The sequence below is a fragment of the Hyphomicrobiales bacterium genome (genome assembly GCA_016710435.1).
In the GTDB taxonomy this organism is placed as follows: domain Bacteria; phylum Pseudomonadota; class Alphaproteobacteria; order Rhizobiales; family Aestuariivirgaceae; genus Aestuariivirga.
This window is the reverse complement of record JADJVV010000001.1, coordinates 2,847,106-2,870,234: the sequence shown is the minus strand read 5'-3', so window position 1 is coordinate 2,870,234 and position 23,129 is coordinate 2,847,106. Positions and strand designations below refer to the sequence as shown.

Annotated in this window: 35 protein-coding genes; 3 read left to right on the top strand and 32 right to left on the bottom strand. The window is 62.3% G+C overall.

Going from position 1 to position 23,129, the window contains the following annotated elements:
* Window positions 1–30: 30 nt before the first annotated feature.
* Window positions 31–1,257, bottom strand: coding sequence for a hypothetical protein (locus IPM06_13990; protein MBK8771534.1), 1,227 nt, complete (start codon window positions 1,255–1,257; stop codon window positions 31–33).
* A gap of 141 nt (window positions 1,258–1,398) precedes the next feature.
* Between IPM06_13990 and trmFO the strand changes: the two genes are divergently transcribed.
* Both trmFO and IPM06_13980 read left to right on the top strand, forming a co-directional pair.
* Entirely contained in the window at window positions 1,399–2,784 is a 1,386-nt protein-coding gene (gene trmFO / locus IPM06_13985) for a methylenetetrahydrofolate--tRNA-(uracil(54)-C(5))-methyltransferase (FADH(2)-oxidizing) TrmFO (GenBank protein ID MBK8771533.1), read from the top strand.
* Window positions 2,781–3,200, top strand: coding sequence for an HIT family protein (locus IPM06_13980; GenBank protein ID MBK8771532.1), 420 nt, complete (start codon window positions 2,781–2,783; stop codon window positions 3,198–3,200). Before trmFO ends, IPM06_13980 begins: the two co-directional genes overlap by 4 nt.
* A gap of 9 nt (window positions 3,201–3,209) precedes the next feature.
* On the opposite strand, the gene IPM06_13975 is transcribed toward IPM06_13980, so the two are convergent.
* From IPM06_13975 to IPM06_13965, 3 genes are read right to left on the bottom strand one after another with little or no spacing between them, the layout of a single operon-like run.
* A complete protein-coding gene (locus IPM06_13975; protein ID MBK8771531.1) occupies window positions 3,210–4,517 on the bottom strand; it encodes a replication-associated recombination protein A in 1,308 nt (435 codons plus the stop codon).
* Window positions 4,517–5,914, bottom strand: a complete 1,398-nt coding sequence (locus tag IPM06_13970) for a DegQ family serine endoprotease (protein MBK8771530.1) — start codon at window positions 5,912–5,914, stop codon at window positions 4,517–4,519. Before IPM06_13970 ends, IPM06_13975 begins: the two co-directional genes overlap by 1 nt.
* A 50-nt stretch (window positions 5,915–5,964) precedes the next feature.
* Entirely contained in the window at window positions 5,965–6,393 is a 429-nt protein-coding gene (locus tag IPM06_13965; GenBank protein ID MBK8771529.1) for an Lrp/AsnC family transcriptional regulator, read from the bottom strand.
* Window positions 6,394–6,512: 119 nt separating this feature from the next.
* Here IPM06_13965 and IPM06_13960 point away from each other — a divergent pair, with 119 nt between their 5' ends.
* A complete protein-coding gene (locus IPM06_13960; GenBank protein ID MBK8771528.1) occupies window positions 6,513–7,703 on the top strand; it encodes a type III PLP-dependent enzyme in 1,191 nt (396 codons plus the stop codon).
* A gap of 127 nt (window positions 7,704–7,830) precedes the next feature.
* Here IPM06_13960 and rplQ read toward each other — a convergent pair whose 3' ends face one another.
* The 28 genes from rplQ to tuf all read right to left on the bottom strand — a co-directional run bounded on the left by rplQ (window position 7,831) and on the right by tuf (window position 23,121).
* The gene (gene rplQ / locus IPM06_13955) at window positions 7,831–8,259 is read right to left on the bottom strand and encodes a 50S ribosomal protein L17 (GenBank protein ID MBK8771527.1); all 429 of its coding nucleotides are present in this window, start codon (window positions 8,257–8,259) and stop codon (window positions 7,831–7,833) included.
* Between the two features lie 52 nt (window positions 8,260–8,311).
* The gene (locus IPM06_13950; protein ID MBK8771526.1) at window positions 8,312–9,340 is read right to left on the bottom strand and encodes a DNA-directed RNA polymerase subunit alpha; all 1,029 of its coding nucleotides are present in this window, start codon (window positions 9,338–9,340) and stop codon (window positions 8,312–8,314) included.
* Between the two features lie 95 nt (window positions 9,341–9,435).
* Window positions 9,436–9,831: a 30S ribosomal protein S11 gene (gene rpsK / locus IPM06_13945; protein ID MBK8771525.1), complete on the bottom strand. Its 396-nt coding sequence runs from the start codon at window positions 9,829–9,831 to the stop codon at window positions 9,436–9,438.
* Between the two features lie 12 nt (window positions 9,832–9,843).
* Window positions 9,844–10,212, bottom strand: coding sequence for a 30S ribosomal protein S13 (gene rpsM, locus IPM06_13940; GenBank protein MBK8771524.1), 369 nt, complete (start codon window positions 10,210–10,212; stop codon window positions 9,844–9,846).
* Window positions 10,213–10,420: 208 nt separating this feature from the next.
* Window positions 10,421–11,077 (bottom strand): adenylate kinase, encoded by a 657-nt coding sequence (locus IPM06_13935; GenBank protein MBK8771523.1) that lies wholly within the window; start codon window positions 11,075–11,077, stop codon window positions 10,421–10,423.
* Window positions 11,074–12,405, bottom strand: a complete 1,332-nt coding sequence (gene secY / locus IPM06_13930; GenBank protein ID MBK8771522.1) for a preprotein translocase subunit SecY — start codon at window positions 12,403–12,405, stop codon at window positions 11,074–11,076. Before secY ends, IPM06_13935 begins: the two co-directional genes overlap by 4 nt.
* A gap of 59 nt (window positions 12,406–12,464) precedes the next feature.
* Entirely contained in the window at window positions 12,465–12,950 is a 486-nt protein-coding gene (locus IPM06_13925; protein ID MBK8771521.1) for a 50S ribosomal protein L15, read from the bottom strand.
* Window positions 12,951–12,962: 12 nt separating this feature from the next.
* Window positions 12,963–13,157, bottom strand: coding sequence for a 50S ribosomal protein L30 (gene rpmD / locus IPM06_13920; protein MBK8771520.1), 195 nt, complete (start codon window positions 13,155–13,157; stop codon window positions 12,963–12,965).
* Between the two features lie 17 nt (window positions 13,158–13,174).
* Window positions 13,175–13,747 (bottom strand): 30S ribosomal protein S5, encoded by a 573-nt coding sequence (rpsE, locus tag IPM06_13915; GenBank protein MBK8771519.1) that lies wholly within the window; start codon window positions 13,745–13,747, stop codon window positions 13,175–13,177.
* Window positions 13,748–13,763: 16 nt separating this feature from the next.
* On the bottom strand, window positions 13,764–14,123 hold the full coding sequence (gene rplR / locus IPM06_13910; GenBank protein MBK8771518.1) for a 50S ribosomal protein L18: 360 nt from the start codon (window positions 14,121–14,123) through the stop codon (window positions 13,764–13,766).
* 12 nt (window positions 14,124–14,135) lie between these two features.
* Window positions 14,136–14,669 carry a 50S ribosomal protein L6 gene (gene rplF / locus IPM06_13905; GenBank protein ID MBK8771517.1) on the bottom strand — a complete coding sequence of 178 codons (534 nt, stop codon included), beginning with the start codon at window positions 14,667–14,669 and terminating at the stop codon, window positions 14,136–14,138.
* A gap of 11 nt (window positions 14,670–14,680) precedes the next feature.
* Window positions 14,681–15,076 (bottom strand): 30S ribosomal protein S8, encoded by a 396-nt coding sequence (gene rpsH, locus IPM06_13900; GenBank protein ID MBK8771516.1) that lies wholly within the window; start codon window positions 15,074–15,076, stop codon window positions 14,681–14,683.
* A 21-nt stretch (window positions 15,077–15,097) separates the two neighbouring features.
* Window positions 15,098–15,403: a 30S ribosomal protein S14 gene (gene rpsN, locus IPM06_13895; protein MBK8771515.1), complete on the bottom strand. Its 306-nt coding sequence runs from the start codon at window positions 15,401–15,403 to the stop codon at window positions 15,098–15,100.
* 16 nt (window positions 15,404–15,419) lie between these two features.
* On the bottom strand, window positions 15,420–15,977 hold the full coding sequence (rplE, locus tag IPM06_13890) for a 50S ribosomal protein L5 (GenBank protein ID MBK8771514.1): 558 nt from the start codon (window positions 15,975–15,977) through the stop codon (window positions 15,420–15,422).
* A gap of 127 nt (window positions 15,978–16,104) precedes the next feature.
* The gene (gene rplX, locus IPM06_13885; protein MBK8771513.1) at window positions 16,105–16,416 is read right to left on the bottom strand and encodes a 50S ribosomal protein L24; all 312 of its coding nucleotides are present in this window, start codon (window positions 16,414–16,416) and stop codon (window positions 16,105–16,107) included.
* Between the two features lie 13 nt (window positions 16,417–16,429).
* Window positions 16,430–16,798 carry a 50S ribosomal protein L14 gene (rplN, locus tag IPM06_13880; GenBank protein MBK8771512.1) on the bottom strand — a complete coding sequence of 123 codons (369 nt, stop codon included), beginning with the start codon at window positions 16,796–16,798 and terminating at the stop codon, window positions 16,430–16,432.
* A 17-nt stretch (window positions 16,799–16,815) separates the two neighbouring features.
* Window positions 16,816–17,064, bottom strand: coding sequence for a 30S ribosomal protein S17 (rpsQ, locus tag IPM06_13875; GenBank protein MBK8771511.1), 249 nt, complete (start codon window positions 17,062–17,064; stop codon window positions 16,816–16,818).
* Window positions 17,065–17,079: 15 nt separating this feature from the next.
* On the bottom strand, window positions 17,080–17,274 hold the full coding sequence (gene rpmC, locus IPM06_13870) for a 50S ribosomal protein L29 (GenBank protein MBK8771510.1): 195 nt from the start codon (window positions 17,272–17,274) through the stop codon (window positions 17,080–17,082).
* 14 nt (window positions 17,275–17,288) lie between these two features.
* The gene (gene rplP / locus IPM06_13865; GenBank protein ID MBK8771509.1) at window positions 17,289–17,702 is read right to left on the bottom strand and encodes a 50S ribosomal protein L16; all 414 of its coding nucleotides are present in this window, start codon (window positions 17,700–17,702) and stop codon (window positions 17,289–17,291) included.
* A 15-nt stretch (window positions 17,703–17,717) separates the two neighbouring features.
* A complete protein-coding gene (gene rpsC, locus IPM06_13860) occupies window positions 17,718–18,431 on the bottom strand; it encodes a 30S ribosomal protein S3 (protein MBK8771508.1) in 714 nt (237 codons plus the stop codon).
* Entirely contained in the window at window positions 18,431–18,823 is a 393-nt protein-coding gene (rplV, locus tag IPM06_13855) for a 50S ribosomal protein L22 (protein MBK8771507.1), read from the bottom strand. Before rplV ends, rpsC begins: the two co-directional genes overlap by 1 nt.
* A 6-nt stretch (window positions 18,824–18,829) precedes the next feature.
* Window positions 18,830–19,108, bottom strand: a complete 279-nt coding sequence (rpsS, locus tag IPM06_13850; protein MBK8771506.1) for a 30S ribosomal protein S19 — start codon at window positions 19,106–19,108, stop codon at window positions 18,830–18,832.
* A 13-nt stretch (window positions 19,109–19,121) separates the two neighbouring features.
* Complete coding sequence (gene rplB, locus IPM06_13845) at window positions 19,122–19,949, bottom strand: 50S ribosomal protein L2 (GenBank protein ID MBK8771505.1); 828 nt, start codon at window positions 19,947–19,949, stop codon at window positions 19,122–19,124.
* Between the two features lie 12 nt (window positions 19,950–19,961).
* Window positions 19,962–20,255, bottom strand: coding sequence for a 50S ribosomal protein L23 (locus tag IPM06_13840; protein MBK8771504.1), 294 nt, complete (start codon window positions 20,253–20,255; stop codon window positions 19,962–19,964).
* Window positions 20,252–20,872 carry a 50S ribosomal protein L4 gene (gene rplD / locus IPM06_13835; protein MBK8771503.1) on the bottom strand — a complete coding sequence of 207 codons (621 nt, stop codon included), beginning with the start codon at window positions 20,870–20,872 and terminating at the stop codon, window positions 20,252–20,254. The genes IPM06_13840 and rplD overlap by 4 nt, the downstream gene beginning before the upstream one ends.
* Before the next feature lie 16 nt (window positions 20,873–20,888).
* On the bottom strand, window positions 20,889–21,581 hold the full coding sequence (gene rplC / locus IPM06_13830) for a 50S ribosomal protein L3 (GenBank protein MBK8771502.1): 693 nt from the start codon (window positions 21,579–21,581) through the stop codon (window positions 20,889–20,891).
* A 26-nt stretch (window positions 21,582–21,607) separates the two neighbouring features.
* Entirely contained in the window at window positions 21,608–21,916 is a 309-nt protein-coding gene (rpsJ, locus tag IPM06_13825) for a 30S ribosomal protein S10 (protein ID MBK8771501.1), read from the bottom strand.
* Between the two features lie 14 nt (window positions 21,917–21,930).
* Entirely contained in the window at window positions 21,931–23,121 is a 1,191-nt protein-coding gene (gene tuf, locus IPM06_13820; GenBank protein MBK8771500.1) for an elongation factor Tu, read from the bottom strand.
* Window positions 23,122–23,129 lie beyond the last annotated feature (8 nt).

The window sequence follows — 23,129 nt, the reverse complement described above, 5'->3', positions numbered from 1 at the left end:
CTCCCCTGGGGGAAGGCCTGTCCGAGGGGTTTATTGTGTCAGGCGTACGTCGGAATTGAAGGCTTTCGCCAGCATGTCGGCGAAGGCCGCCTGCAACTGGGTCTTGTCCGTGGCGTTGTGGAAGAAGCCGTCGCTGGCGCAGCCCTGCATGTTGGGCAGGATCTTGTTCTCATAGCCCGTGAGCACGCCCTCGTAGCCGGCAGGCACGATGTAGTTGATGTAGAGAACGCCGACGATCACGCCCTTGTCCTTCATATCCTGGCAGAAGGACGGGTCCAGCGTGCCAAGCTGATGGTCAGCCCACCAGTAATAGTCGACGTTGGGTTCCGGCACGGTGGTGTCGTGGATGCCGTCGGTGACAATGAAGACAACCTTGCGAGGTTTAGATGCGGAACTGCCATCGCCCGCCGTTCCGATCTTGCTGGTCAGCTCTTCCATGGCAGCGCGGTAGTTCGTGTTGCCGAGTGAGGCATTCATGTAGGCCACCTGGATATCGTGGTTCTTCACGTCGTTGAGGTTGGCCGTCTCGTTCACGAGGTCGGTGATGCCGGTGGTGATTCCGTAAAGCGCGGCCTTGGGCGTGATCGAGGGCTTGCCCTTGATGATGTCGATGGTGTTGTCCACCGCCTCGTCGACCACGTCGAGGCGGAGTTTGTAGCCTGCGATGCGGGCCTGGTGCACGGTATCGGCATTGGTGGCGCTATTATGGCAGGCAAACATGCAGCCAATGTTCGGGTCCGCCACCATGGCGTCCATGTCGGCCTGGGTGGCGCCGATGCCCATGGATGATGATGTGTCGATGGCGAAATTGAACTGCCAGTGCGTCTGGTTCTGGCCCACCGCCGAGACGGCTTCCCCGCGTAGCGGCACGGACGTCACGCCCGTGACCGCGAGCAGCGACGTCGGCATCGTGCCGGCGTAGGAGACGCGGACGGTCCATTCCATGCCGGAGTGGACGATTTTCACATCGGGCGTTTTGAGCTGGTCATAGAGCGATGGCGTGAGATTTGCCTTCCAGCTTTTCAACGCCTCGGCCTTTGCATCCGTCTTGATCTTGCCGGCGGACCAATCCGTATGCTCACGGATCAAAGCGGCACCCGCAAGAGCCGCCGCATCGGCGGCCGCCGAATAGGCCGTATCCTCGTCGTTCTGCCGTACGAAATCCACCGCCACGCCGGCGGCGCCCAGCAGTGCCGTTGCGCAAAGAGCCGTGATCACGGCCATGTTGCCTGAAGTGTTCTTGAGAAACCCGCCCACGCCAATTCCCTCTTGGTCTTGCCTCTCGCTATCACGGTTTCGTAAATCCTTCGTCGCCGTCCGTGGTTAATGCGGAAGGACTGGAATTGAACGGGATTGAAGAGTAGTCGAAGCGCCTTGGTCAACGGGACAGCGAGTGTGATGCAGGACGTTTACGTCATCGGCGGCGGCATGGCAGGATCTGAGGCAGCCTGGGCATTGGCGCAGGCTGGCGTGCCTGTGGTGCTGCACGAGATGCGGCCTGTGGTTGCCACCGATGCCCACAAGACGGATGGCCTCGCCGAACTCGTCTGTTCGAATTCCTTCCGCAGCGACGACAAGGACCAGAATGCCGTGGGTCTGCTGCATGAGGAAATGCGCATGGCGGGTTCCTTGCTCATGCAGGTGGCGGCACTGCATCAGGTTCCCGCAGGTGGCGCGCTCGCCGTGGACCGCGACGGTTTTTCGGCTGAGGTGACGCGGCGCATCGAGGCGCATCCGCTGATCCGGATCGCGCGCGGCGAAGTGGCGGGTCTGCCGCCTTCCGAATGGGACAAGGTCATCATCGCCACGGGGCCCCTCACCTCTCCTGCCCTGGCCGAGGCCGTGCGCGGACTGACGGGCGAAGCCGACCTTGCCTTCTTCGATGCCATCGCTCCCATCATCCACCGCGAGTCGATCAACATGGATGTGGCCTGGTTCCAGTCCCGCTACGACAAGGTGGGGCCCGGCGGCACGGGCAAAGACTACATCAACTGCCCCATGGACAAGGCGCAGTACGAGGCCTTCATCACGGCCTTGAACGAGGGTGACAAGGGAGACTTCAAGGAATGGGAGAAGACCACGCCCTACTTCGACGGGTGCCTCCCGATCGAGGTCATGGCGGAGCGCGGACCTGAGACGCTGCGCTTCGGGCCGATGAAGCCCATGGGCCTCACCAATGCCCACAACCCCACGGTCAAGGCCTATGCGGTGGTGCAGCTCCGCCAGGACAATGCACTGGGCACTCTCTACAACATGGTGGGTTTCCAGACGAAACTGAAATACGCCGAACAGGTGCGCGTGTTCCGGACGATCCCTGGGCTGGAGAATGCGGAGTTTGCGCGTCTGGGCGGCCTGCACCGCAACACCTTCCTCAATTCGCCGAAGGTGCTGGATGGCTTCATGCGGCTCAAAGCTGATCCGCGCCTGCGTTTTGCCGGTCAGATCACGGGCGTCGAAGGCTATGTGGAAAGTGCGGCCATGGGCATCATGGCTGGCCGCATGGCGGCGGCCGAACGCCTGGGCAAGGCTTTCACGGTTCCGCCCGCCACCACGGCCCATGGTGCGCTCATCAACCACATCACAGGCGGCCACCTCGTCACGACGGATGGTGCGAAATCTTCGTTCCAACCGATGAACGTGAACTTCGGGCTGTTTCCTCCGCCTACGGATTATCTGGCGAAGGGCATGAAGCACACCGAGAAGGGCGTGGCGCGCAAGCGGGCCTATACGGCGCGCGCGCTCAGGGATTTTGCCGACTGGCTTGCACACGGGAGCACCGCATGACCGCCTATGATCCCAACAACATCTTTGCCAAGATCCTGAAGGGCGAGATTCCCTCCCACAAGATCCACGAAGACGACCACACCTATGCCTTCATGGATGTGATGCCGATGGTTGAAGGCCATTGCCTCGTCATTCCGAAGCAGGGTTCACGCAATTTGCTGGATGCCGATCCTGCGGTGTTGGGTCACGTCATGGCCACGGTTCAAAAGGTGGCGCGCGCCGCCATGAAGGCTTTCCGCGCTGATGGTTGCCAGGTGCGCCAGTACAATGAACAGGCAGCCGGGCAGACGGTGTTCCACCTGCATTTCCACGTGCTGCCGCTGAAGACGGGTGACACCGTGAAGCCGCATGTGGGCGGCATGGCGGATCAGGCTACGTTGGCAAAACAGGCGGAGATGATCCGCGCGGCAATGTGAGTTCTTCGGTCAGCCCCGCTCCTTGCGGAGCTTGGCCCAGTAGTCCAGCCGCTTCTTCAACTCACGCTCAAACCCGCGTTCCACCGGATCGTAGAAGCGCTGCCGGGGAATGGCGTCGGGGAAATAGTTCTGGCCGGAGAAGGCCTCGGGCTCGTCGTGGTCGTAGCGGTAGCCTGCGCCGTATTCCTGCTGCTTCATCATCTTCGTCGGCGCATTGAGAATCGTTTTCGGCGGCATCAGGGAGCCCGTCTCTCGGGCCTTCGCCATCGCCTGCTTGAAGGCCGTGTAGAGCGCGTTCGATTTCGGCGCGGCCGCGATGTAGACGCAGGCCTGCGCGAGGGCCAGTTCGCCTTCCGGCGAACCCAGGAACTCGTAGGTATCCTTGGCGGCAAGCGCCTGAGTCACGGCTTCGGGGTCCGCCAGCCCCACGTCTTCGTTCGCCATGCGCACCAGGCGGCGGGCGATGAACAGCGGGTCCTCGCCCGCTGTCAGCATGCGCGCAAGATAATAGAGTGCTGCATCAGGGTCCGAGCCACGCACCGACTTGTGCAGGGCGGAAATGAGATTGTAGTGGCCATCGGCCGCCTTGTCGTAGAGCGGCAGGCGCTTGGCGACGATCTTGCCCAGCTGTTCGGGCGCGAGTGCGGCCCCGCCTTCGGGCACGCCTGCAAACACCTCTTCCACCAGGTTCAGGAAATAGCGGCCGTCGCCATCGGCCATGGCGATGAGGGCCGAGCGCGATTCCGGCGTGAGCGGCAGGCTACGGCGCTCGAACACTTCGGCGCGGCGGACAAGGGCATCGAGGGCTTCGTCGTCGAGCCGGTTCAGCACCAGCACCTGGCAGCGGGACAGGAGCGCGCCGTTCAACTCGAACGACGGGTTCTCGGTGGTGGCGCCCACCAATGTGATGGTGCCATCCTCAACAAAGGGCAGGAAGGAATCCTGCTGTGATTTGTTGAAGCGGTGAATCTCATCCACGAACAGCAGCGTGGAGCGGCCCTGCTCCCGACGCATGCGGGCCTGCTCGAATGCCTTCTTCAGGTCTGCAACGCCGGAGAAGATGGCCGACATCTGCTCGAAGACCAGACCTGTTTCGCCCGCCAGCAAGCGGGCCATGGTGGTCTTGCCCGTACCGGGCGGACCCCAGAGGATGATCGAGGGAATACGGCCTGCCGCGAGCATGCGCGTGAGCGTGCCCTCCTCACCCACCAGATGATCCTGGCCCACCACATCCGAGAGGCGTTGGGGACGCAGGCGGTCGGCGAGCGGCCGGGGCCCCTCGCGCGTTACGCCGCCCGCGTCGAAGAGGTTGCTCATCAGCGGAAGCGGACAGCGATCTGCTTGCCACCGCGTTCGATGGCGATGGACCAGCGGCCCTGGTCGTCGGCCAGCGCGTCACGAAGGTCCTTCACCGTGTCGATTTCCTTGCGGTTCACGAGAAGCAGAAGATCACCCTTCTTGAAGAAGCGCTGGGCGGTGCCGGAATCGACCGCAGTCACCACCACGCCGGTGGCATCCGCCGCCATGCCGACATCCTCCGCCACCGATGGCGAAAGATTCGCCACCGTCATGCCCTGGAAGGGAGAGTCGCCCGTGATTTTCCATTCATCGCGGGGCGTTGATTCCGGGGCGGCCACCATGTGAAGGCGTGTTTCGAAATCCTCGTTGTTGCGGCGGTATTCGACGATGCGCGTTTCACCGATCTTTGCCGTGCCAACGCGGAAGCCAAATTCCTGCGCACTGTCGATGGCGCGGCCTTCAAAGCCGATGATGACATCGCCGCGCTTCAGCCCCGCCGCGGCGAGCGGGCTGTCGGGATGCAGCTTGGCGATCAACGCACCTTCCGGCCGTGCCAGACCCAGGCTGTCCGCCAGGTCAGGCGTCACGTCCTGCAACTGCACGCCAAGCCAGGGGCGACGGATCTTCGTATCGCCGGACTCGGCGCTGTCCACCACCGTCTGCACCATGTTGGAGGGAATGGAGAAGCCGATGCCGATGGAGCCACCCGACTTCGAGAAGATGGCCGTGTTGATGCCGACGAGTTCGCCCTTCATGTTGACGAGCGCGCCACCGGAGTTTCCGGGATTGATGGCCGCATCGGTCTGGATGAAGAACTGGTAGTCGGTGACGCCCACGCGGGTGCGCGCGAGTGCCGAAACGATTCCGCTGGTCACGGTCTGGCCCACGCCGAAGGGATTGCCGATGGCGAGAACGAGATCACCCACTTCGAGATCATCGGAATTGGACAGCGGCAGGGCTGGCAGTTCTTCATCCTTCAGATCGATCTTGAGGACGGCAAGGTCGGTGCGATCGTCCGTCAGCAGCACCTTGGCCTCGAACTCGCGCTTGTCGGCGAGGACCACACGCAGTTCCGTGGCGCCGGCCACCACATGATTGTTGGTGACGATGACGCCCGAACCATCGACCACCACGCCGGAGCCGAGGGAATTCTTCACCCGTTCGCGCGGCCGCCCGAAGGTTCCGTTCTCGCCGAAGAAGCGGCGGAAGAACGGGTCTGCCTGCAGGTCGGGCTGGCGCTCGGCCACCAGTGTCTTGGCGTAGACGTTCACCACTGCTGGTGCTGCACGCTTCACCACGGGGGCGAAGGAAAGCGAAACCTCCGCGCGGGTTTGCGGCACCTGTCTTGCGGTCTGGGCAAGCGCCCCCTGCCCCAGCACAATGCACAGGAGGAAAAGCGAGAGAACTCGAAGCATGGATGTCCGTCCTTGTTGCGCGCCGGCAAATCGCCCTTCGCGTCGTAGTGTTATCTGCGATCCAGTTTTGTTGACAAAATGACTGAGGTTTCCACGTCGATCACGCCCGGCAACTGCGTCATCTGGTCAATCAGGCGGTCGATCTCCTCCGCCGTGCCTGCCCGCACCAGCGCCACATAGTCGAATTTGCCACTCACCGCATAGAGCGTTTCCACCTGTGGAATGCGTGAGACGGCGCGGGAGACCTCGATCTGTTTCTTGGGCTCGGCCCCCAGCGAAATCATGGCGGCGAGGCCCGCGGCGCGGGTGTCCGCCCCCAACTTCACGGCATAACCGGCGATGACGCCGCTCTCTTCCAACCGGCGGAGGCGGTCCTGGACCGTGGTGCGGGACAGGCCGAGTTTGCGGGCGAGCGAGGCCACGGGTTCGCGCGCGTTGAGTCGCAACAGGCCGAGCAGTTCATCGTCCTTGGCCGTCATTATGCATCCTGACGTAAATACCGTCATTATGACGGTCTTTTCGGCGATTGGCAACAGAATGCCGTCTTTCAGCCGTCACGTGTCAGCGTCATGTTTCCCGCTCACCTTGGGAGGGAATCATGTCCGCAGCCACCGTCATCACGCCGCAGTTCGCTCCACGCAACATCTACGAAAATGCCGGCCAGGTGGCCGCCGCGCAGCAGCCGGATGAGCCGCTGTTCTGCTTTTCCGCCGCCGAACTCAAGTCACGGGCGCAGCAGTTCCTGTCGCTCTTTCCCGGCCTCGTCACCTATGCGGTGAAATGCAATCCCTCGCGGGACGTGCTGGCGACGCTGGCCGAAGCCGGTATCTCGTCCTGGGACGTGGCGAGCGTGCATGAAATGGCGGCGGTGCATGCCGTGCAGCCCAAGGCGCATTTCCATTACCACAACCCGGTGAAATCGCGCCGCGAGATCGAGTCCGCGTATCGGAGCTATCACTGCCGCCGCTTCGTGGTGGATTGCCGCGAGGAACTGCAGAAGATTCACGAAGTATTGGGTGCCGACGCGACGGTGGAGATTGCCGTCCGTCTGGTGCTGCCGCGCGACCGCGGTTCCTCGGCCCATGATTTCTCCACGAAGTTCGGCGCACCGGAACACACCTGCGTGGAATTGCTTCAGCAGGTGGTGGCGCTGGGTTATCAGCCCGTGCTCACCTTCCATCCGGGTTCGCAATCGAAGGAGCCGCAAGTCTACGTGCGCCACATCGAAGCTGCGGCGCGCATTGCCACGCAGGCCGGAGTGTCGGTCGGCGTTTTGAATGTGGGCGGCGGATTCCCGGCCAACTATGAACTGTCCACGGCGCCGGAACCTGAGGTGTTCTTCCGTGCCATCGAGAATGCCGTGGTGCGCACCTTTGGCGCACAGCACCCCAGGCTCGAATGCGAGCCCGGCCGCGGCATGGTGGCGACGTGCATGTCGCTGCTCACCAGGGTGAAGCTGGTGTGCTCGGATGGCGATGACATCTTCATCAATGACGGCGTCTATGGCGGGCTCATGGAATACATGCAGGCACCCGACCTGCGCCCGCCCTTCCGCGTGTGGCGGGACGGCAAGGAAATCGAAGGCCACGCCAAGTCGTGGAAGGTCTTCGGCCCCACCTGCGATCCGCTGGACGTGCTGCCGCACCGCCTCGACATCCTGGAAGGGTTGCGGGAGGGCGACTACATCGAATTCGGCACCCTCGGCGCCTACGGCCTCGCCACGGCCACGCGCTTCAACGGCTACGGCGAACACCAGATCGTCGCCGTCGATCATGTGCTGGAGATGTGAGGGACGGCCCTGCGGAGCGTTCCGCCTTTCAGCCGGCAGTCCACAGCGGACGATGCCACAATGGCGAGAGCTTCAACAAAAAGGGCCCCATGCGGGGCCCTTTTCAATTCGTTGCTGAAGCGTCGGCTTATGCCGCGGCTTCGGCGGGGGCTTCTTCCTTGACCTGCTTGGGGCCGGAGTCCTTGCCCTTTTCGTTGACGTCGCGGTCGACGAATTCAATGACGGCCACCGGGGCATTGTCGCCGTAGCGGAAGCCCGCCTTCATGATGCGGAGATAGCCGCCCTTGCGGTCCTTGTAGCGGGCTGCCAGCACGTCAAACAGCTTGCGGACCTGTGCTTCGTCCTTGATCTGGGAGATGGCCTGACGGCGTGCATGGAGCCCGCCCTTCTTGGCCAGCGTCACCAGCTTCTCGACGATGGGACGCAGGTCCTTCGCCTTGGGCAGCGTGGTCACGATCTGCTCGTGCTTGATGAGCGACGCCGACATGTTGGCGAACATGGCGTTGCGGTGCTCGGACGTACGGTTAAAGCGGCGGCCGCTAAATCCATGACGCATGTTACTTCTCCTTCAACTCAACGGCGGGGCGCAATGCGCGCTGCCTCAAAAATCAGTAATGGGTCTCAAGCTTCTTGGCGAGCTCTTCAATGTTCTCCGGCGGCCAGTTGGCCACTTCCATGCCAAGATGGAGGCCCATCTGGGCCAGGACTTCCTTGATCTCGTTCAGCGACTTGCGGCCGAAGTTCGGCGTGCGCAGCATCTCTGCCTCGGTCTTCTGGATGAGATCGCCGATGTAGACGATGTTGTCGTTCTTCAGGCAGTTGGCGGAACGGACGGAGAGCTCCAGCTCGTCCACCTTCTTCAGGAGTGCCGCGTTGAACGGCAGTTCCGAACGCTGCTCCTCGACCACGTGCTGCACGGGTTCCGAGAAGTTGATGAAGACCGAGATCTGGTCCTGCAGAATGCGGGCGGCGTAGGCCACGGCGTCTTCCGGCGAGACCGAGCCGTTGGTTTCAACGGTCATGATCAGCTTGTCGTAGTCCAGCACCTGGCCTTCGCGCGTGGCTTCCACGCGGTAGGACACCTTGCGGACCGGCGAGTAGATCGAATCCACCGGGATGAGGCCGATGGGGGCATCTTCGGGGCGGTTCTTTTCGGCGGGCACATAGCCCTTGCCGTTGTTGACCGTGAATTCCATGCGCAGTTCCGCGCCCTGGTCGAGGGTGCAGATCACGTGCTCGGGGTTCAGGATGGCGATGTCCGAGGTCTGCTGGATGTCGCCGGCGCGGACCACGCCCGGGCCTTCCTTGCGCAGCGAAATGCGCTTGGGGCCTTCGGCATGCATCGCAAAAGCGATTTCCTTGATGTTCAGGACGATGTCCGTCACGTCCTCACGGACGCCGGCGATCGAGGAGAACTCGTGCAGAACGCCGTCGATGTGCACGCTCGTCACGGCAGCGCCCTGCAGCGACGACAGGAGGATGCGGCGCAGGGCGTTGCCGAGCGTCGTTCCAAAACCCCGCTCCAGCGGCTCGGCAACGATGGTCGCCACGCGGCGCTTGTCCTTGCCGGACTGAATGTCGATCTTGCTGGGGCGGATGAGTTCCTGCCAGTTCTTCTGATTGACCTGCATGTTCATGTTCCCAAGAGCCTCCGGCAGGCGCGCATTCGCCTGCCACTTCAATTCCGTCGAAGGCCGGGGAAGACCCCGGCCAATGTCACTTCAGCAGGCCGTTAGACGCGGCGGCGCTTCGGCGGGCGGCAACCATTGTGCGGGATCGGCGTCACGTCGCGAATCGACGTCACCTGCAGGCCGGCGGCCTGAAGGGCGCGGAGAGCCGACTCACGGCCCGAACCCGGGCCGCAGACTTCCACTTCGACCGTGCGCATGCCGTGTTCCATGGCGGCGCGGGCCACCTGCTCGCCGGCAACCTGGGCTGCATACGGCGTGGACTTGCGCGAACCCTTGAAACCGAGCTTGCCAGCCGAGGCCCAGGCAATGGTGTTGCCCTGCACGTCGGTGATGGTGATCATGGTGTTGTTGAACGACGAGTTCACATGCACCACGCCGGAGGAGACGTTCTTGCGTTCCTTGCGCTTGCCGCCACGGGCTGCTGCTTCCTTAGCCATTGATCAGATGCCTCACTTCTTCTTGCCCTGGATGGGCTTGGCCGGACCCTTGCGGGTGCGGGCGTTTGTATGGGTGCGCTGGCCACGGACCGGCAGACCCTTGCGGTGGCGCATGCCACGATAGGTGCCGAGATCGGTGAGGCGCTTGATGTTGATCGACACTTCGCGGCGAAGATCGCCTTCCACCGTGTAGTCGCGATCGATGATTTCGCGGATCGCCAGCACTTCGGCGTCAGACAGTTCGTTGACGCGCTTGGAGGCCGGAATCTTGACCTCGGTGCAGATGATCTTGGCATTGACCGGGCCAATGCCGTGAATGTAACGCAGCGCGATTTCAACGCGCTTGTTGGTCGGAATATTGACGCCTGCAATACGGGCCACTGGTAGTCTCCCAATCAATTCAAGGGCTTAAAGGCCCAAACTGGTGTCATCGGGTTACCGTGCGGCGGGTTGTTTCCGCGCGATTTTCCCAAACGTGTGAGGCCGCGTCCGGAAGAAGAATCTCCCAAACGAGCCCCTATAAAGCTGGAATTGGGTGGTCCATAGGGGTGAATCGCCAAGGCGTCAACCCCAATAGACGGCCCTCTTTTCAGCCCCTTACCTTCTCCAGCACCGAGCCGATCGCCCCCGTTACACGGGTGATATCGGCCATGCCGTCGATCACATGCAGGTTGCCCTTGGCGGCGTAGTACGCCACCAGCGGAGCAGTCTGCTTGTTGTAAACCTGAAGACGGTCACGGACCGTCTTTTCGTTGTCGTCGGGACGGCGGGTGAACTCGGTTCCCCCACACACGTCGCAGACGCCCGGCGTCTTGGCCGGAGCAAATTTCTCGTGGTAGCCCTGCCCGCACTTGGCGCAGGTGTAACGGCCGGAGATGCGCTCCACCAGCGCCTCGTCGTCGACCTTCATCTCGATCACGGCGTCCAGCTTCTGTTTCCGGCCCGCCAGCATCTTGTCCAGGGCTTCTGCCTGGGCCGGGGTGCGGGGGAAACCGTCGAAGGTGACGCCTGCGGTGATGTCGGGCTTGTCCATGCGCTCGGAGACGATGCCGATGATGACGTCGTCGGAGACCAGATCGCCGCGGTCCATGATGGCCTTGGCCTTCTTGCCCACGTCCGTCCCGGCGGCAATCGCCGCGCGCAGCATGTCTCCGGTGGAGAGCTGCTTCAGGCCGTGCTTTTCTTCAAGGATCTTTGCCTGGGTGCCCTTCCCCGCTCCGGGCGGCCCCAACAAGATGATGTTCATTTCTTCTTGCTCCGAAGAGAAGCCTTCTCAAGGAGCTTGCCATACTGCTGCGCCAGCATGTGGCCCTGCAACTGGGCAACAGTATCCAGCGTGACACTGACAACGATCAGCAGCGAGGTGCCGCCGAAGTAGAAGGGAATGCCCGAATAGCCGACCAGGAATTCCGGAATGAGACAGATAAAGACGAGATATGCAGCACCGATGACGGTGAGGCGCGTGAGAATCCAGTCTAGATATTCCGCAGTCTTCTCGCCCGGACGGATGCCAAGGATAAAGCCGCCGGACTTCTTCAGGTTATCCGCCGTCTCCTTCGGGTTGAACATGATGGAGGTCTGGAAGAAGCTGAAGAAGACGATGAGTGCTGCGAACAGCAGGAGATAGAGCGGGCGGCCGTGGCCGAGCAAGGCGGTGACCTGGTTCAGCCATTCCGGACCCTTGCCGGCGGAGAAGTTGGCAACCGTGATGGGCAGCAGCAGCAACGACGAGGCGAAGATCGGCGGAATGACGCCGGCCGTGTTGATCTTGATGGGCAGGTGCGAGGATTCGGCCTGCGTCATCTTCATGCCAACCTGGCGCTTCGGATACTGGATCAAGAGGCGGCGCTGGGCGCGCTCCACCAGCACGATGAAGGCAATGACGGCGAAGGCCATCACAATGATCGCAAGGATCAGGAAGAACGACATCTGGCCTGTGCGGCCCAACTCCAGCAACGCCGCAACACCCGATGGCAGGTTGGCCACGATGCCAGAGAAGATGATCAGCGACACACCGTTGCCGATGCCGCGCGAGGTGATCTGTTCGCCGAGCCACATCAGGAAGAGCGTGCCACCGGTCAGCGTGATGACCGTGGAGGCGCGGAAGAAGATTCCGGGATCGGTGACGATACCGCTCTGCCCTTCGAGACCGACAGCGATTCCGTAAGCCTGCAATGCGGCGAGCAGCACGGTGAAATAGCGGGTGTACTGGTTGATCTTCTTGCGGCCCGACTCACCCTCTTTCTTGAGGGCTTCCAGCGTGGGCGACACGCTGGTCATGAGCTGCATGATGATCGATGCCGAGATGTACGGCATCACGTTGAGGGCGAAGATGGCCATGCGGCCGAGCGCGCCACCGGCGAGGCTGTTCATCCAGCCCAGGATGCCGGCGGAATTCTGCGTGGCAAACTGCTCGAGTGCGAGCGAATCGATACCCGGAATCGGAATGTAGGAGCCGAGGCGATAAACGATCAGTGCGCCCAGGGTGAACCAGATGCGATTCTTCAGCTCCTGCGAATTCGCAAGAGCGCTGAAGCTCATATTCGCAGCCAGCTGTTCTGCCATCGATGCCATGGGTCGTGCTCCAATATCCGCCGGGGAAACCCGTTATGTGGGTTTCCCGGCGGAGGCTATCAAGCCTGCTTGGCTTCCGGCGCGGGGCGCAGGATCTTCACGCTGCCGCCTGCCTTTTCAACGGCAGCGACGGCGCCCTTCGTGGCGTAGAACACTTCGAAAGCGAGCTTCGCGGTGAACTTCTCCTTGCCGATCAGGCGGACACCGCCCTTTTCCAGCTTGGAGATCACACCGGCAGCAAGGAGTGCCGCAGCGGTGATGGGAGACTTGCCGTCGAGCTTCTTCGAATCGATGGCGGTCTGCACACGGGCGAGGTTGACCTCGTTGTATTCAACCGGGTTCGGCTTGTTGAAGCCGCGCTTCGGCAGACGGCGGTAGATTGGCATCTGGCCGCCTTCAAAGCCGGCCTTGGCGCCGCCCTTGCGGGCCGTCTGGCCCTTGCCGCCGCGTCCTGCGGTCTTGCCGAGGCCGGAGCCGATGCCGCGGCCCACACGGGTGCGGGTCTTGCGGGCACCCTTGTTGTCGCTGATCTGGTTGAGCTTCATCGCAACTGTTCCTTATTCCACGACGCGCACGAGATGCGCGACCTTGGCGATCATGCCGCGCACCGCAGGCGTGTCCTGCAGGGTCGAGGTGCTGCGGATCTTGTTGAGGCCGAGGCCGATCAACGTCTGCTGCTGGATGCCGGGCTTGCGGTTCGCGCTCGCCATCTGCTGCACGGTGATCGTCTTGCCAGCGTCTTTCTTGGCCATGGTTTTCACGTCCTGTCTTATTCGGCCACGGCAGCGGCGTCACCGCCACGGCGCAGCACGTCAGAGACCTTCTTGCCACGGCGGTTGGCCACCATGCGCGGAGATGTCTGCTTCTTGAGCGCGTCGATCGTGGCGCGCACCATGTTGTAGGGGTTCGAGGAACCGGTGGACTTGGCGACAACGTCGGCCATGCCCAGGCTTTCGAAGACAGCGCGCATCGGGCCGCCGGCGATGATGCCGGTACCTGCCGGCGCCGTGCGCAGCGTGACCTTGCCCGCACCCCAGCGTCCGTTGACGTCATGATGCAGCGTGCGGCCTTCGCGCAGCGGCACCCGGATGAGCGCGCGCTTGGCACCTTCGGTGGCCTTGCGCACAGCTTCCGGCACTTCACGCGCCTTGCCGTGGCCGAAGCCGACGCGGCCCTTCTGGTCGCCGACGACGACGAGAGCAGCGAAACCAAAGCGCTTGCCGCCCTTCACCACCTTTGCGACGCGGTTGATGTGGACCAGCTTGTCAATGAACTCGCTGTCCTTCTCGTCGCGATCGCCGCGGTCTTTGCGCTCACCGCGTTCGGCACGTTCCTTAGCCATGTGTGCTCCGCTATCCTTAGAAATTCAGTCCGCCAGAACGGGCGGCGTCGGCGAGCGCCTTGATGCGCCCATGATAGATGTAACCGCCGCGGTCGAAGACGACGTCCTTGATTCCGGCCTTGATGGCGCGCTCGGCAACGAGCTTGCCGATGGCTTCGGCGGCCGCCTTGTCGGCGCCCGTCTTCTTGCCGGCCTTGAAATCCTTTTCCATGGTCGAGGCAAAGGCGACAGTCACGCCCTTCGCATCATCAATGACCTGGGCATAGATGTTCTTGGACGACCGGTGCACCGAAAGGCGCGGGCGGCCGTTGAGGCGCTCGGCAAGCGCCTTGCGGACGCGGGCCTTGCGCAAATTGAGGGGAGTGACTTTCGCCATGATGCGTGTCCCTTACTTCTTCTTCCCTTCCTTGCGGAAGATGTGTTCGCCGGCGTACTTGATGCCCTTGCCCTTGTAGGGTTCCGGGCCGCGCCATTCGCGGATTTCGGCGGCGACCTGGCCAACCTGCTGCTTGTCGATGCCGGAGATCACGATTTCCGTGGGCTTCGGCGTCTTGATCTCGATCCCTGCGGGGATCGGGTAGTTGACGTCGTGGCTGTAGCCGAGGTTGAGCTGAAGGCTCTTGCCGGCGACAGCGGCGCGGTAACCCACGCCGTTGATTTCCAGCGACTTGGTGTAGCCATCCGTCACACCCTTCACCATGTTGGCGACGAGCGTGCGCGACATGCCCCAGGCGGAGCGTGCCAGCTTGGATTCATTGATCGGGTCCACCTTGACGCCGCCCTGCTCCATCTTCACGAGAACCTGCTCGTTGAGGATTTCCTTGAGCTCGCCCTTCGGGCCCTTCACCGATACCGTCTGGCCCGACACGTTGACCGTGACGCCTGCCGGAACCGGGACTGCTTTCTTGCCGATACGTGACATCGTTCGCTTCCTTAGAAGACCGTGCAGAGCACTTCGCCGCCGACGTTCTGGGCGCGGGCATCGGCATCCGACATCACGCCCTTCGGCGTGGAGAGGATGGAGATGCCGAGACCATTGTAAACGGACGGCAGAGTGGACACAGAGGCGTAGACCCGGCGGCCGGGCTTCGACACACGGTGGATTTCCTTGATGACGGGAGCGCCATCAAAATACTTCAGTTCAACCTCGATCTCGGACTTGCCGTCCTTCTCGATGGTGGTGAAACCGCGGATATAGCCTTCCCGGTGCAGCACTTCGAGCACACGCTCGCGCAGGCGGGACGGCGGCACGGCCACCTTGTTCTTGCCACGCTCCTGAGCGTTGCGGATGCGCGCCAGCATATCACCGACGGGATCACTGATGTTCATGGACATATTCCTGATCCTCTCTTACCAGCTCGACTTGACCATGCCGGGGATGAGACCCTGGTTGGCCAGATCGCGCAGCGCGATACGCGACATCTTGAGTTTGCGGTAATAGGCGCGCGAACGGCCTGTCACTTCGCAGCGGTTGTGGATGCGCACCTTGGCGGAGTTGCGCGGCATTTCCGCCAGCCTCAGGACAGCGGCGAAACGCTCTTCCATCGGGGTGGTCTTGTTGCGGATCAGGGCCTTCAGCCGCTTGCGCTTGCCTTCGGCAGACTTCGCCATCTTGCGGCGCTTGTCGTTGCGGTTGATCGAGCTTGTCTTTGCCATGAAATAAACTCTCTCCTTAAGCCGCTTTGCGCTGGCTCTTGCGGAAGGGGAAGTTGAAGGCGGCGAGAAGCGCGCGGGCTTCCTCGTCGGTCTTCGCGGACGTGCAGACGATCACGTCCATGCCCCACACCCGGTCAATCTTGTCGTAGTCGATTTCCGGGAAAACGATGTGTTCCTTGATGCCCATGGCGTAGTTGCCACGGCCGTCGAAGGAACGGTCCGTCAGGCCGCGGAAGTCACGCACGCGCGGCAGGGCCACGGTGATGAGGCGGTCCATGAACTCGTACATGCGGGTCTTGCGCAACGTCACCTTGGTGCCGATCGCCAGGTTCTCGCGGATCTTGAACTGCGCGATCGCCTTGCGGGACTTGGTGATCACGGGCTTCTGGCCGGCGATCTTTTCCAGTTCCGAAGCGGCGACGTTCACCAACTTGGAGTCCTGCGTGGCTTCACCGACGCCCATGTTCAGGACGATTTTGGTGATCTTCGGCACTTCCATGACGTTCTTGTAGCCGAACTGCTTGATCATGTCGGGCTTCACGGTTTCGTCGTAGAACTTGCGAAGGCGCGGCACATAGTTTTCCGGCAGGCCGGCATTGGCATCAGCCACGCCAGACTTCTCGGCAGCCTTCTTGGCGCCCTTCTCAGCCTTGGCGGCGGGCTTGTCAGCCTTGGCGGCCGCCGGCTTGGCTTTCTTTTCCTCAGCCATTGATCGTCTCTCCTGAACGCTTGGCAACGCGGACTTTCTTGCCGTCGGCGAGGGTCTTGAAGCCCACGCGGGTCGGCTTGCCGTCCTTCGGGTCGCGCAGCGCGATGTTCGAAATGTGGATCGGCATGCTCTGCTGAACGATGCCGCCTTCCTGGGTCGGCGTCTGCTTGGTGTGACGCTTGGCAACGTTCACACCCGAGACGACGGCGCGGTTTTCCGTGGGGATGACACGCAGGACTTCGCCCTGCTTGCCCTTGTCCTTGCCGGCGATGACAACAACCTTGTCACCCTTCTTGATTTTCAGCTTCGCAGCCATGTTAGAGGACCTCCGGTGCGAGCGAGATGATCTTCATCTGGTTCTTGGAACGCAGTTCACGCGGAACCGGTCCGAAGATACGCGTGCCCACGGGCTCGCCCTGGGCATTGATGAGGACCGCGGCGTTGCGGTCGAAGCGGATCGCCGAACCATCCGCACGGCGGATGTCCTTGGCGGTGCGCACGACGATCGCCTTCATGACGGCGCCCTTCTTCACGCGACCGCGCGGAATGGCATCCTTCACCGACACGACGATGATGTCGCCCACGCCAGCGTAACGGCGCTTGGAGCCGCCGAGCACCTTGATGCACTGAACGCGGCGGGCACCGGAATTGTCGGCAACGTCGAGATTTGTCTCTTGTTGGATCATGGTTTCACCTGTTCAGTTCAAGCCTTGGCCGCGTCGACCTTCTCGACCAGTGTCCAGCGCTTCTGCTTGGACAGAGGCCGGGCCTCCTGGATGCGGACGATCTCGCCAACCTTGGCTTCATTCTTTTCGTCATGGGCGTGATACTTCTTCGACACACGCACGGTCTTCTTGAACACCGGATGGCGGAGGCGGCGTTCCACCTTCACCACGATGGTCTTGTCGTTCTTGTCGCTGACGACCACACCTTGCAGGATGCGCTTGGGCATGTTCTTGCGTCTCTCTTACTTGGCCTTGGCCGACACGGTCGCCTGCGTCTTGAGACGGGCGATGTCGCGGCGGATCTGGCGGATGCGGTTGGTCTTTTCCAGCTGGCCTGAGGCGCGCTGGAAACGCAGGTTCAGCTGCTCCTTGCGGAGCTTCAGGATTTCGTCCTTGATCTGGTCGCTGCTGAGGGCGCGAACGTCACTCATCTTCATGATGCTCTCTCCCCTTATTCACCGAGGCGCGCAACAAAGCGCGTCTTGATGGGCAACTTGGCGGCGGCAAGGCTGAGGGATTCCTCAGCGACATTGCGCGGAACGCCGTCGATTTCGAACAGCACGCGGCCCGGCTTCACGCGGGCGGCCCAGTATTCCGTGGAACCCTTGCCGGAGCCCATGCGGACTTCGGCTGGCTTCTTGGAGACCGGAACGTCCGGGAAGACACGGATCCAGATGCGGCCGGCGCGCTTCATGCCACGGGCAAGAGCGCGGCGGGCCGCTTCGATCTGGCGGGCCGTCAGGCGCTCCGGCTCAAGAGCCTTGAGACCGAAGTTGCCGAAGTCGAGCGTATTGCAGCTCGTGGCATTGCCATGGATGCGGCCCTTGTGGGCCTTGCGGTACTTTGTTTTCTTTGGTTGCAGCATGATCTACTCGCTGTCTCAATTCCGCTCTTCGCGGCGCGGCGGACGGCTTCCGCCGCCTTCCTGCTGTTCCGCAAAGCGCTTGTCGGTGGCCATCGGGTCGTGCTCGAGGATTTCACCCTTGAAGATCCAGACCTTCACGCCGTTGGTGCCGTAGGCCGTGTGGGCTGTGGCGACACCGTAATCGACGTCGGCGCGCAGCGTGTGCAGCGGCACGCGGCCTTCACGGTACCATTCGGTGCGGGCGATTTCGGCGCCGCCCAGACGGCCGGCGCAGGTGATCTTGATGCCGAGGGCGCCCATGCGCTGAGCCGACTGCACGGCACGCTTCATCGCACGGCGGAAGGCCACGCGGCGTTCGAGCTGCTGGGCAATGTTGTCGGCGACCAGGGTGGCGTCGATCTCGGGCTTGCGCACTTCAACGATGTTGAGGTGCACTTCCGAGCCCGTCATTTCGGCCACGCGCTTGCGCAGCTTTTCAATGTCGGCGCCCTTCTTGCCGATCACCACGCCCGGACGGGCCGAGTAGATCGTGACGCGGCACTTCTTGTGCGGACGCTCGATGATGACCTTCGAGACACCAGCCTGCTTCAGCTCGGCCTTGAGGTATTCGCGGATCGCCATGTCCTCGTGGAGGAGCTTGCCGTATTCGCGGCTGTTGGCGAACCAGCGGGAATCCCACGTGCGGATTACGCCCAGGCGCATGCCAATGGGATTGACTTTCTGACCCATTATGCGGCCTCCTTCGCTTCGGGAGTCACTTCCCGGACGACGATCGTCAGTTCAGAAAAGAATTTGTGGATGTGGCCGACCCGGCCGCGTGCATCCGGGAACCAGCGCTTCATCACCAGGTTCTTGCCGGTCCAGGCCTCGGCAACAATCAGGTTGTTGATGTCGAGGTCGTGGTTGTTCTCGGCGTTGGCGATGGCGCTTTCCAGCGTCTTCTTCACGTCCTTGGCGATGCGGCGCGGCGAGAACTGCAGGTGGGCGAGCGCCCTCTGCACCTTCATGCCGCGGATTTCCGCCGCCACATCATTCAGCTTGCGCGTGTTGATGCGGATCGAACGGGTGGTCGCCTTGGCCTCGGTGGCTGGCAGCGCGCGCTTTGTCTTGGGCTTGCTCATGGCTCGTTACTTTCCGGCCGCGGCCTTCTTGTCCGAACCGCCATGGGCCTTGAAGGTCCGGGTCGGTGCGAACTCGCCGAGCTTGTGACCGACCATTTCTTCGGTCACGTGCACGGGGATGAACTTGTTGCCATTGTGAACCTGAAAGGTCAGGCCCACAAAGTTCGGCAGGATCGTGGAGCGGCGGCTCCACGTCTTGATCGCCTGGCGCGAGCCGCGGGCGGCGTCGGCCTTTTTCAGCAGATACCCGTCAACGAACGGGCCTTTCCATACGGAGCGTGTCATGTCGCGCTACCCCTTAAGACTTCTTGCGGTCGTGGCGGCTGCGCACGATCATCTTGGTCGTACGCTTGTTGGTGCGTGTCTTCTTGCCCTTGGTCGGCTTGCCCCACGGCGTTGCCCAGTGCTTACCACCGTTGGTACGGCCACCGTTCGGATGGTCGACCGGGTTGCGGGCAATACCGCGCGAGATCGGGCGCCAGCCCTTCCAGCGGGTGCGGCCGGCCTTGCCGACCACTTCGTTGAGGTGGTCCGGGTTCGACACGGCGCCGATGGAGGCCATGCCGATGGCCGGCACCATGCGGGTTTCACCGGACTTGAGCTTGATGATGACGTTGGCGCCATCGCGGCCTGCGACCATCACGTAGGTGCCAGCGGCGCGGGCGAGCGAACCGCCGGAGCCGGGCTTCGTTTCCACGTTGTGCACGATCGTGCCCACGGGAACGGCGCCAATCGGCATCGCGTTGCCGGGCTTCACGTCGACGCTCGGACCCGAGATGACCTGATCGCCCACGGCCAGGCGCTGCGGCGCCAGGATGTAGGAGAGCGTGCCATCGGCGTACTTGATCAGCGCGATGAACGAGGTGCGGTTCGGATCGTATTCAAGACGCTCGACCGTGGCAGGCATGCCATGCTTCGTGCGCTTGAAGTCGATCAGGCGGTAAGCCTGCTTGTGGCCGCCGCCCTGGCCGCGGGTGGTGACGCGGCCGGTGTTGCCACGGCCGCCGTTGTTCTTCTGGCCCGTCACCAGGCTCTTCACGGGCTTGCCCTTGAAGAGGTCGGAACGATCCACCTGGATCAGGTGGCGGCGTCCGGCTGAGGTGGGGTTGAATGTCTTGAGTGCCATTGTTCTTGACCCTTACAGACCGGTCGTCACGTCGAGGCGTTCGCCCTCGGCGAGCGTGACGTAAGCCTTCTTCTTGTCGCCCAGCAGGGACTTGCGTCCGCGGAACGTCCGGAGCTTGCCCTTGCGGACGAGCGTGTTGACGGCCTTCACCTTCACACCGAAAAGACCTTCGATGGCCTTCTTGATCTCCGTCTTCGTGGCGTCGCGGGCGACGTTGAAGACGATCTGGTTGGAAGCCGAAACCATCGTGCCCTTTTCGGTGATCGATGGGGACAGGATGATGCTGTAGTAGTGTTCCTTGCTCATTTGAAGCGAGCCTCCAGAGCTTCGACAGCCGCCTTCGTCAGAACCAGGTTCTTGCGACGGAGAATGTCGTAGACGTTGATGCCCTGGATGGGCAGCACGTCAATGTTCGGAATGTTGCGGGCTGCCTTGGCGAAGCCCTCGTTCAGCACCGCGCCGTCGATGATCAGCGCGTTGACGAGGCCGAGCTTCTCGAAGACCGCCTTGACCGACTTGGTCTTGGCTTCCGCGAGTTCCGCCTTGTCCACGATGATCAGCTCGGAAGCCTTCACCTTGGTCGAGAGGGCGTGCTTGAGGCCAAGCGCGCGGACCTTCTTGTTCAGCGCCGTTTCATGGCTGCGGAAGCGCGGGCCAAAGGCCTTGCCGCCGCCCACGAACAGACCGGGCTTGCGCGAACCGTGACGGGCGCCACCGGTGCCCTTCTGGCGGTACATCTTTTTGGTGGTGCGATCCACCTCGGCGCGTGTCTTCGCCTGGTGGGTGCCCTGCTGACGCTTGTTCAGCTGCCACTGCACGACGCGATGAAGGATGTCGTGGCGCGGATCGAGACCAAAGATGGCCTCGGACAGCTCAACCGAACCGGCTGATGTTGCTTCGAGTGTCTTGACGTCGAGTTTCATGATTTCAGCGCCTCACTTAACCTTGCGCTTCCGAAGCAGCCTTGAAGGCACCCGGCTTCGGGGCACCTTCCGGCAGCTTGCGCTTGACCGCATCGCGGAGGCTGACCCAGCCGCCACGCGCGCCCGGAACCGAGCCCTTGAGCAGGATGAGACCGCGGTCGGCGTCGGTCTTGACGACTTCGACGTTCTGCGTGGTCACGGTTTCGACGCCGAGGTGACCCGGCATCTTCTTGTTCTTGAACACCTTGCCCGGATCCTGACGGTTACCCGTGGAACCGATGGAGCGGTGGCTGACGGACACGCCGTGCGTGGCACGCAGACCGCCGAAGTTCCAGCGCTTCATACCGCCGGCAAAACCCTTGCCCTTGGTGGTGCCGGTCACGTCGACGAACTGGCCGGCGACGAAATGGTCGGCGGTCACTTCGGCGCCGACTGGCATAGCCATGTCGGGGGCGACGCGGAATTCCTGCAGCTTGCGCTTCGGCTCCACCTTCGCCTTGGCGAAGTGGCCGCGCTCAGCCTTGGTCAGGCGCTTGATCTTGGGTGTACCTGAGCCGAGCTGAATGGCCGAATAGCCATCCTTCTCAGCAGTCCTGTGGGCGACCACGTGGACAGTGTCCACCTTCAACACGGTCACGGGCACTTGCGCGCCCTCTTCCGTGTAGATCCGGGTCATTCCCAGCTTTCTGGCGATAAGGCCTGAACGCATTTTTCTCTCCAGAGGCTCTTTGAAACTCAGAGCTTGATTTCAACGTCAACGCCAGCGGCGAGGTCGAGCTTCATCAGCGCGTCCACGGTCTGCGGCGTCGGATCCACGATATCAAGCAGGCGGCGATGCGTACGCATCTCGAACTGCTCGCGGCTTTTCTTGTCCACGTGGGGCGAACGGTTCACAGTGAACTTCTCGATGCGCGTGGGAAGCGGCACAGGTCCACGGACCTGTGCGCCGGTGCGCTTCGCGGTGTTCACGATCTCGCGGGTCGAGTTATCGAGAATGCGATAATCGAACGCTTTGAGACGGATCCGGATATTCTGGCGTTGCATGGTTTGCCCTGCCCTTAGTCAGTGATCTTGGCGACGACGCCGGCGCCGACGGTGCGGCCGCCTTCACGGATGGCGAAGCGGAGCTTCTCTTCCATGGCGATCGGCGTGATCAGTTCGACGTCGAACGAGATGTTGTCGCCAGGCATCACCATTTCCGTGCCTTCCGGCAGCGTCACGACACCCGTCACGTCCGTCGTGCGGAAGTAGAACTGCGGACGGTAGTTGGCAAAGAACGGCGTGTGACGGCCACCCTCTTCCTTCGTCAGGATGTAGGCTTCCGCCTTGAACTTCTTGTGCGGCTTCACGGAACCCGGCTTGCACAGAACCTGGCCGCGCTCAACGCCTTCACGGTCGATGCCGCGCAGCAGCGCGCCGATGTTGTCGCCAGCTTCACCCGAGTCGAGCAGCTTGCGGAACATTTCAACGCCCGTCACCGTCGACTTGATGGTGTCGCGGATGCCGACGATCTCGACTTCCTCGCCAACCTTCACGATGCCACGCTCGACGCGGCCGGTCACAACCGTGCCACGGCCCGAGATCGAGAACACGTCTTCGATCGGCATCAGGAACGGCTGGTCCTTCGGACGCTCAGGCTGCGGAATGTAGGTGTCAACCGCTTCCATCAGCTTCAGGATGGCGTCACGGCCGATCTCCGGCGTCTTGCCTTCCAGAGCCGCAAGCGCCGAACCCCGGATGATCGGGATCGTGTCGCCCGGGAACTGGTACGACGACAGAAGCTCGCGCACTTCCATCTCCACGAGATCCAGAAGTTCCGGATCGTCGACCATGTCGACCTTGTTCATGAACACAACCAGCGCCGGAACGCCAACCTGACGGGCGAGCAGGATGTGCTCGCGGGTCTGCGGCATCGGGCCGTCGGCAGCCGACACAACCAGGATGGCGCCATCCATCTGGGCCGCACCCGTGATCATGTTCTTCACATAGTCAGCGTGGCCGGGGCAATCGACGTGGGCATAGTGGCGGGCCTTCGTCTGATACTCGACGTGGGCCGTGTTGATCGTGATGCCGCGGGCGCGCTCTTCCGGCGCCTTGTCGATCTGGTCATAGGCCGTGAACGTGGCGCCGCCCGTTTCAGCAAGGATCTTCGTGATCGCTGCCGTCAAAGACGTCTTGCCATGGTCAACGTGACCAATCGTGCCGATGTTGCAATGCGGCTTGTCGCGGTTGAATTTCTCTTTGGCCATCGGAGGTC

Coding starts and splice junctions, on each gene's coding strand:
- trmFO (MBK8771533.1), top strand. CDS start 1,399: ATGCAGGACGTTTACGTCATCGGCGGCGGCATGGCAGGATCTGAGGCA.
- IPM06_13980 (MBK8771532.1), top strand. CDS start 2,781: ATGACCGCCTATGATCCCAACAACATCTTTGCCAAGATCCTGAAGGGC.
- IPM06_13975 (MBK8771531.1), bottom strand. CDS start 4,517: ATGAGCAACCTCTTCGACGCGGGCGGCGTAACGCGCGAGGGGCCCCGG.
- IPM06_13970 (MBK8771530.1), bottom strand. CDS start 5,914: ATGCTTCGAGTTCTCTCGCTTTTCCTCCTGTGCATTGTGCTGGGGCAG.
- IPM06_13965 (MBK8771529.1), bottom strand. CDS start 6,393: ATGACGGCCAAGGACGATGAACTGCTCGGCCTGTTGCGACTCAACGCG.
- IPM06_13960 (MBK8771528.1), top strand. CDS start 6,513: ATGTCCGCAGCCACCGTCATCACGCCGCAGTTCGCTCCACGCAACATC.
- rplQ (MBK8771527.1), bottom strand. CDS start 8,259: ATGCGTCATGGATTTAGCGGCCGCCGCTTTAACCGTACGTCCGAGCAC.
- IPM06_13950 (MBK8771526.1), bottom strand. CDS start 9,340: ATGAACATGCAGGTCAATCAGAAGAACTGGCAGGAACTCATCCGCCCC.
- rpsK (MBK8771525.1), bottom strand. CDS start 9,831: ATGGCTAAGGAAGCAGCAGCCCGTGGCGGCAAGCGCAAGGAACGCAAG.
- IPM06_13935 (MBK8771523.1), bottom strand. CDS start 11,077: ATGAACATCATCTTGTTGGGGCCGCCCGGAGCGGGGAAGGGCACCCAG.
- secY (MBK8771522.1), bottom strand. CDS start 12,405: ATGGCATCGATGGCAGAACAGCTGGCTGCGAATATGAGCTTCAGCGCT.
- IPM06_13925 (MBK8771521.1), bottom strand. CDS start 12,950: ATGAAGCTCAACCAGATCAGCGACAACAAGGGTGCCCGCAAGACCCGC.
- rpmD (MBK8771520.1), bottom strand. CDS start 13,157: ATGGCCAAGAAAGACGCTGGCAAGACGATCACCGTGCAGCAGATGGCG.
- rpsE (MBK8771519.1), bottom strand. CDS start 13,747: ATGGCTAAGGAACGTGCCGAACGCGGTGAGCGCAAAGACCGCGGCGAT.
- rplR (MBK8771518.1), bottom strand. CDS start 14,123: ATGGCGAAAGTCACTCCCCTCAATTTGCGCAAGGCCCGCGTCCGCAAG.
- rplF (MBK8771517.1), bottom strand. CDS start 14,669: ATGTCACGTATCGGCAAGAAAGCAGTCCCGGTTCCGGCAGGCGTCACG.
- rpsH (MBK8771516.1), bottom strand. CDS start 15,076: ATGAACATCAGTGATCCCGTCGGTGATATGCTGGCGCGCATCCGCAAC.
- rpsN (MBK8771515.1), bottom strand. CDS start 15,403: ATGGCAAAGACAAGCTCGATCAACCGCAACGACAAGCGCCGCAAGATG.
- rplN (MBK8771512.1), bottom strand. CDS start 16,798: ATGATCCAACAAGAGACAAATCTCGACGTTGCCGACAATTCCGGTGCC.
- rpsQ (MBK8771511.1), bottom strand. CDS start 17,064: ATGCCCAAGCGCATCCTGCAAGGTGTGGTCGTCAGCGACAAGAACGAC.
- rpmC (MBK8771510.1), bottom strand. CDS start 17,274: ATGAAGATGAGTGACGTTCGCGCCCTCAGCAGCGACCAGATCAAGGAC.
- rplP (MBK8771509.1), bottom strand. CDS start 17,702: ATGCTGCAACCAAAGAAAACAAAGTACCGCAAGGCCCACAAGGGCCGC.
- rpsC (MBK8771508.1), bottom strand. CDS start 18,431: ATGGGTCAGAAAGTCAATCCCATTGGCATGCGCCTGGGCGTAATCCGC.
- rplV (MBK8771507.1), bottom strand. CDS start 18,823: ATGAGCAAGCCCAAGACAAAGCGCGCGCTGCCAGCCACCGAGGCCAAG.
- rpsS (MBK8771506.1), bottom strand. CDS start 19,108: ATGACACGCTCCGTATGGAAAGGCCCGTTCGTTGACGGGTATCTGCTG.
- rplB (MBK8771505.1), bottom strand. CDS start 19,949: ATGGCACTCAAGACATTCAACCCCACCTCAGCCGGACGCCGCCACCTG.
- IPM06_13840 (MBK8771504.1), bottom strand. CDS start 20,255: ATGAGCAAGGAACACTACTACAGCATCATCCTGTCCCCATCGATCACC.
- rplD (MBK8771503.1), bottom strand. CDS start 20,872: ATGAAACTCGACGTCAAGACACTCGAAGCAACATCAGCCGGTTCGGTT.
- rplC (MBK8771502.1), bottom strand. CDS start 21,581: ATGCGTTCAGGCCTTATCGCCAGAAAGCTGGGAATGACCCGGATCTAC.
- rpsJ (MBK8771501.1), bottom strand. CDS start 21,916: ATGCAACGCCAGAATATCCGGATCCGTCTCAAAGCGTTCGATTATCGC.
- tuf (MBK8771500.1), bottom strand. CDS start 23,121: ATGGCCAAAGAGAAATTCAACCGCGACAAGCCGCATTGCAACATCGGC.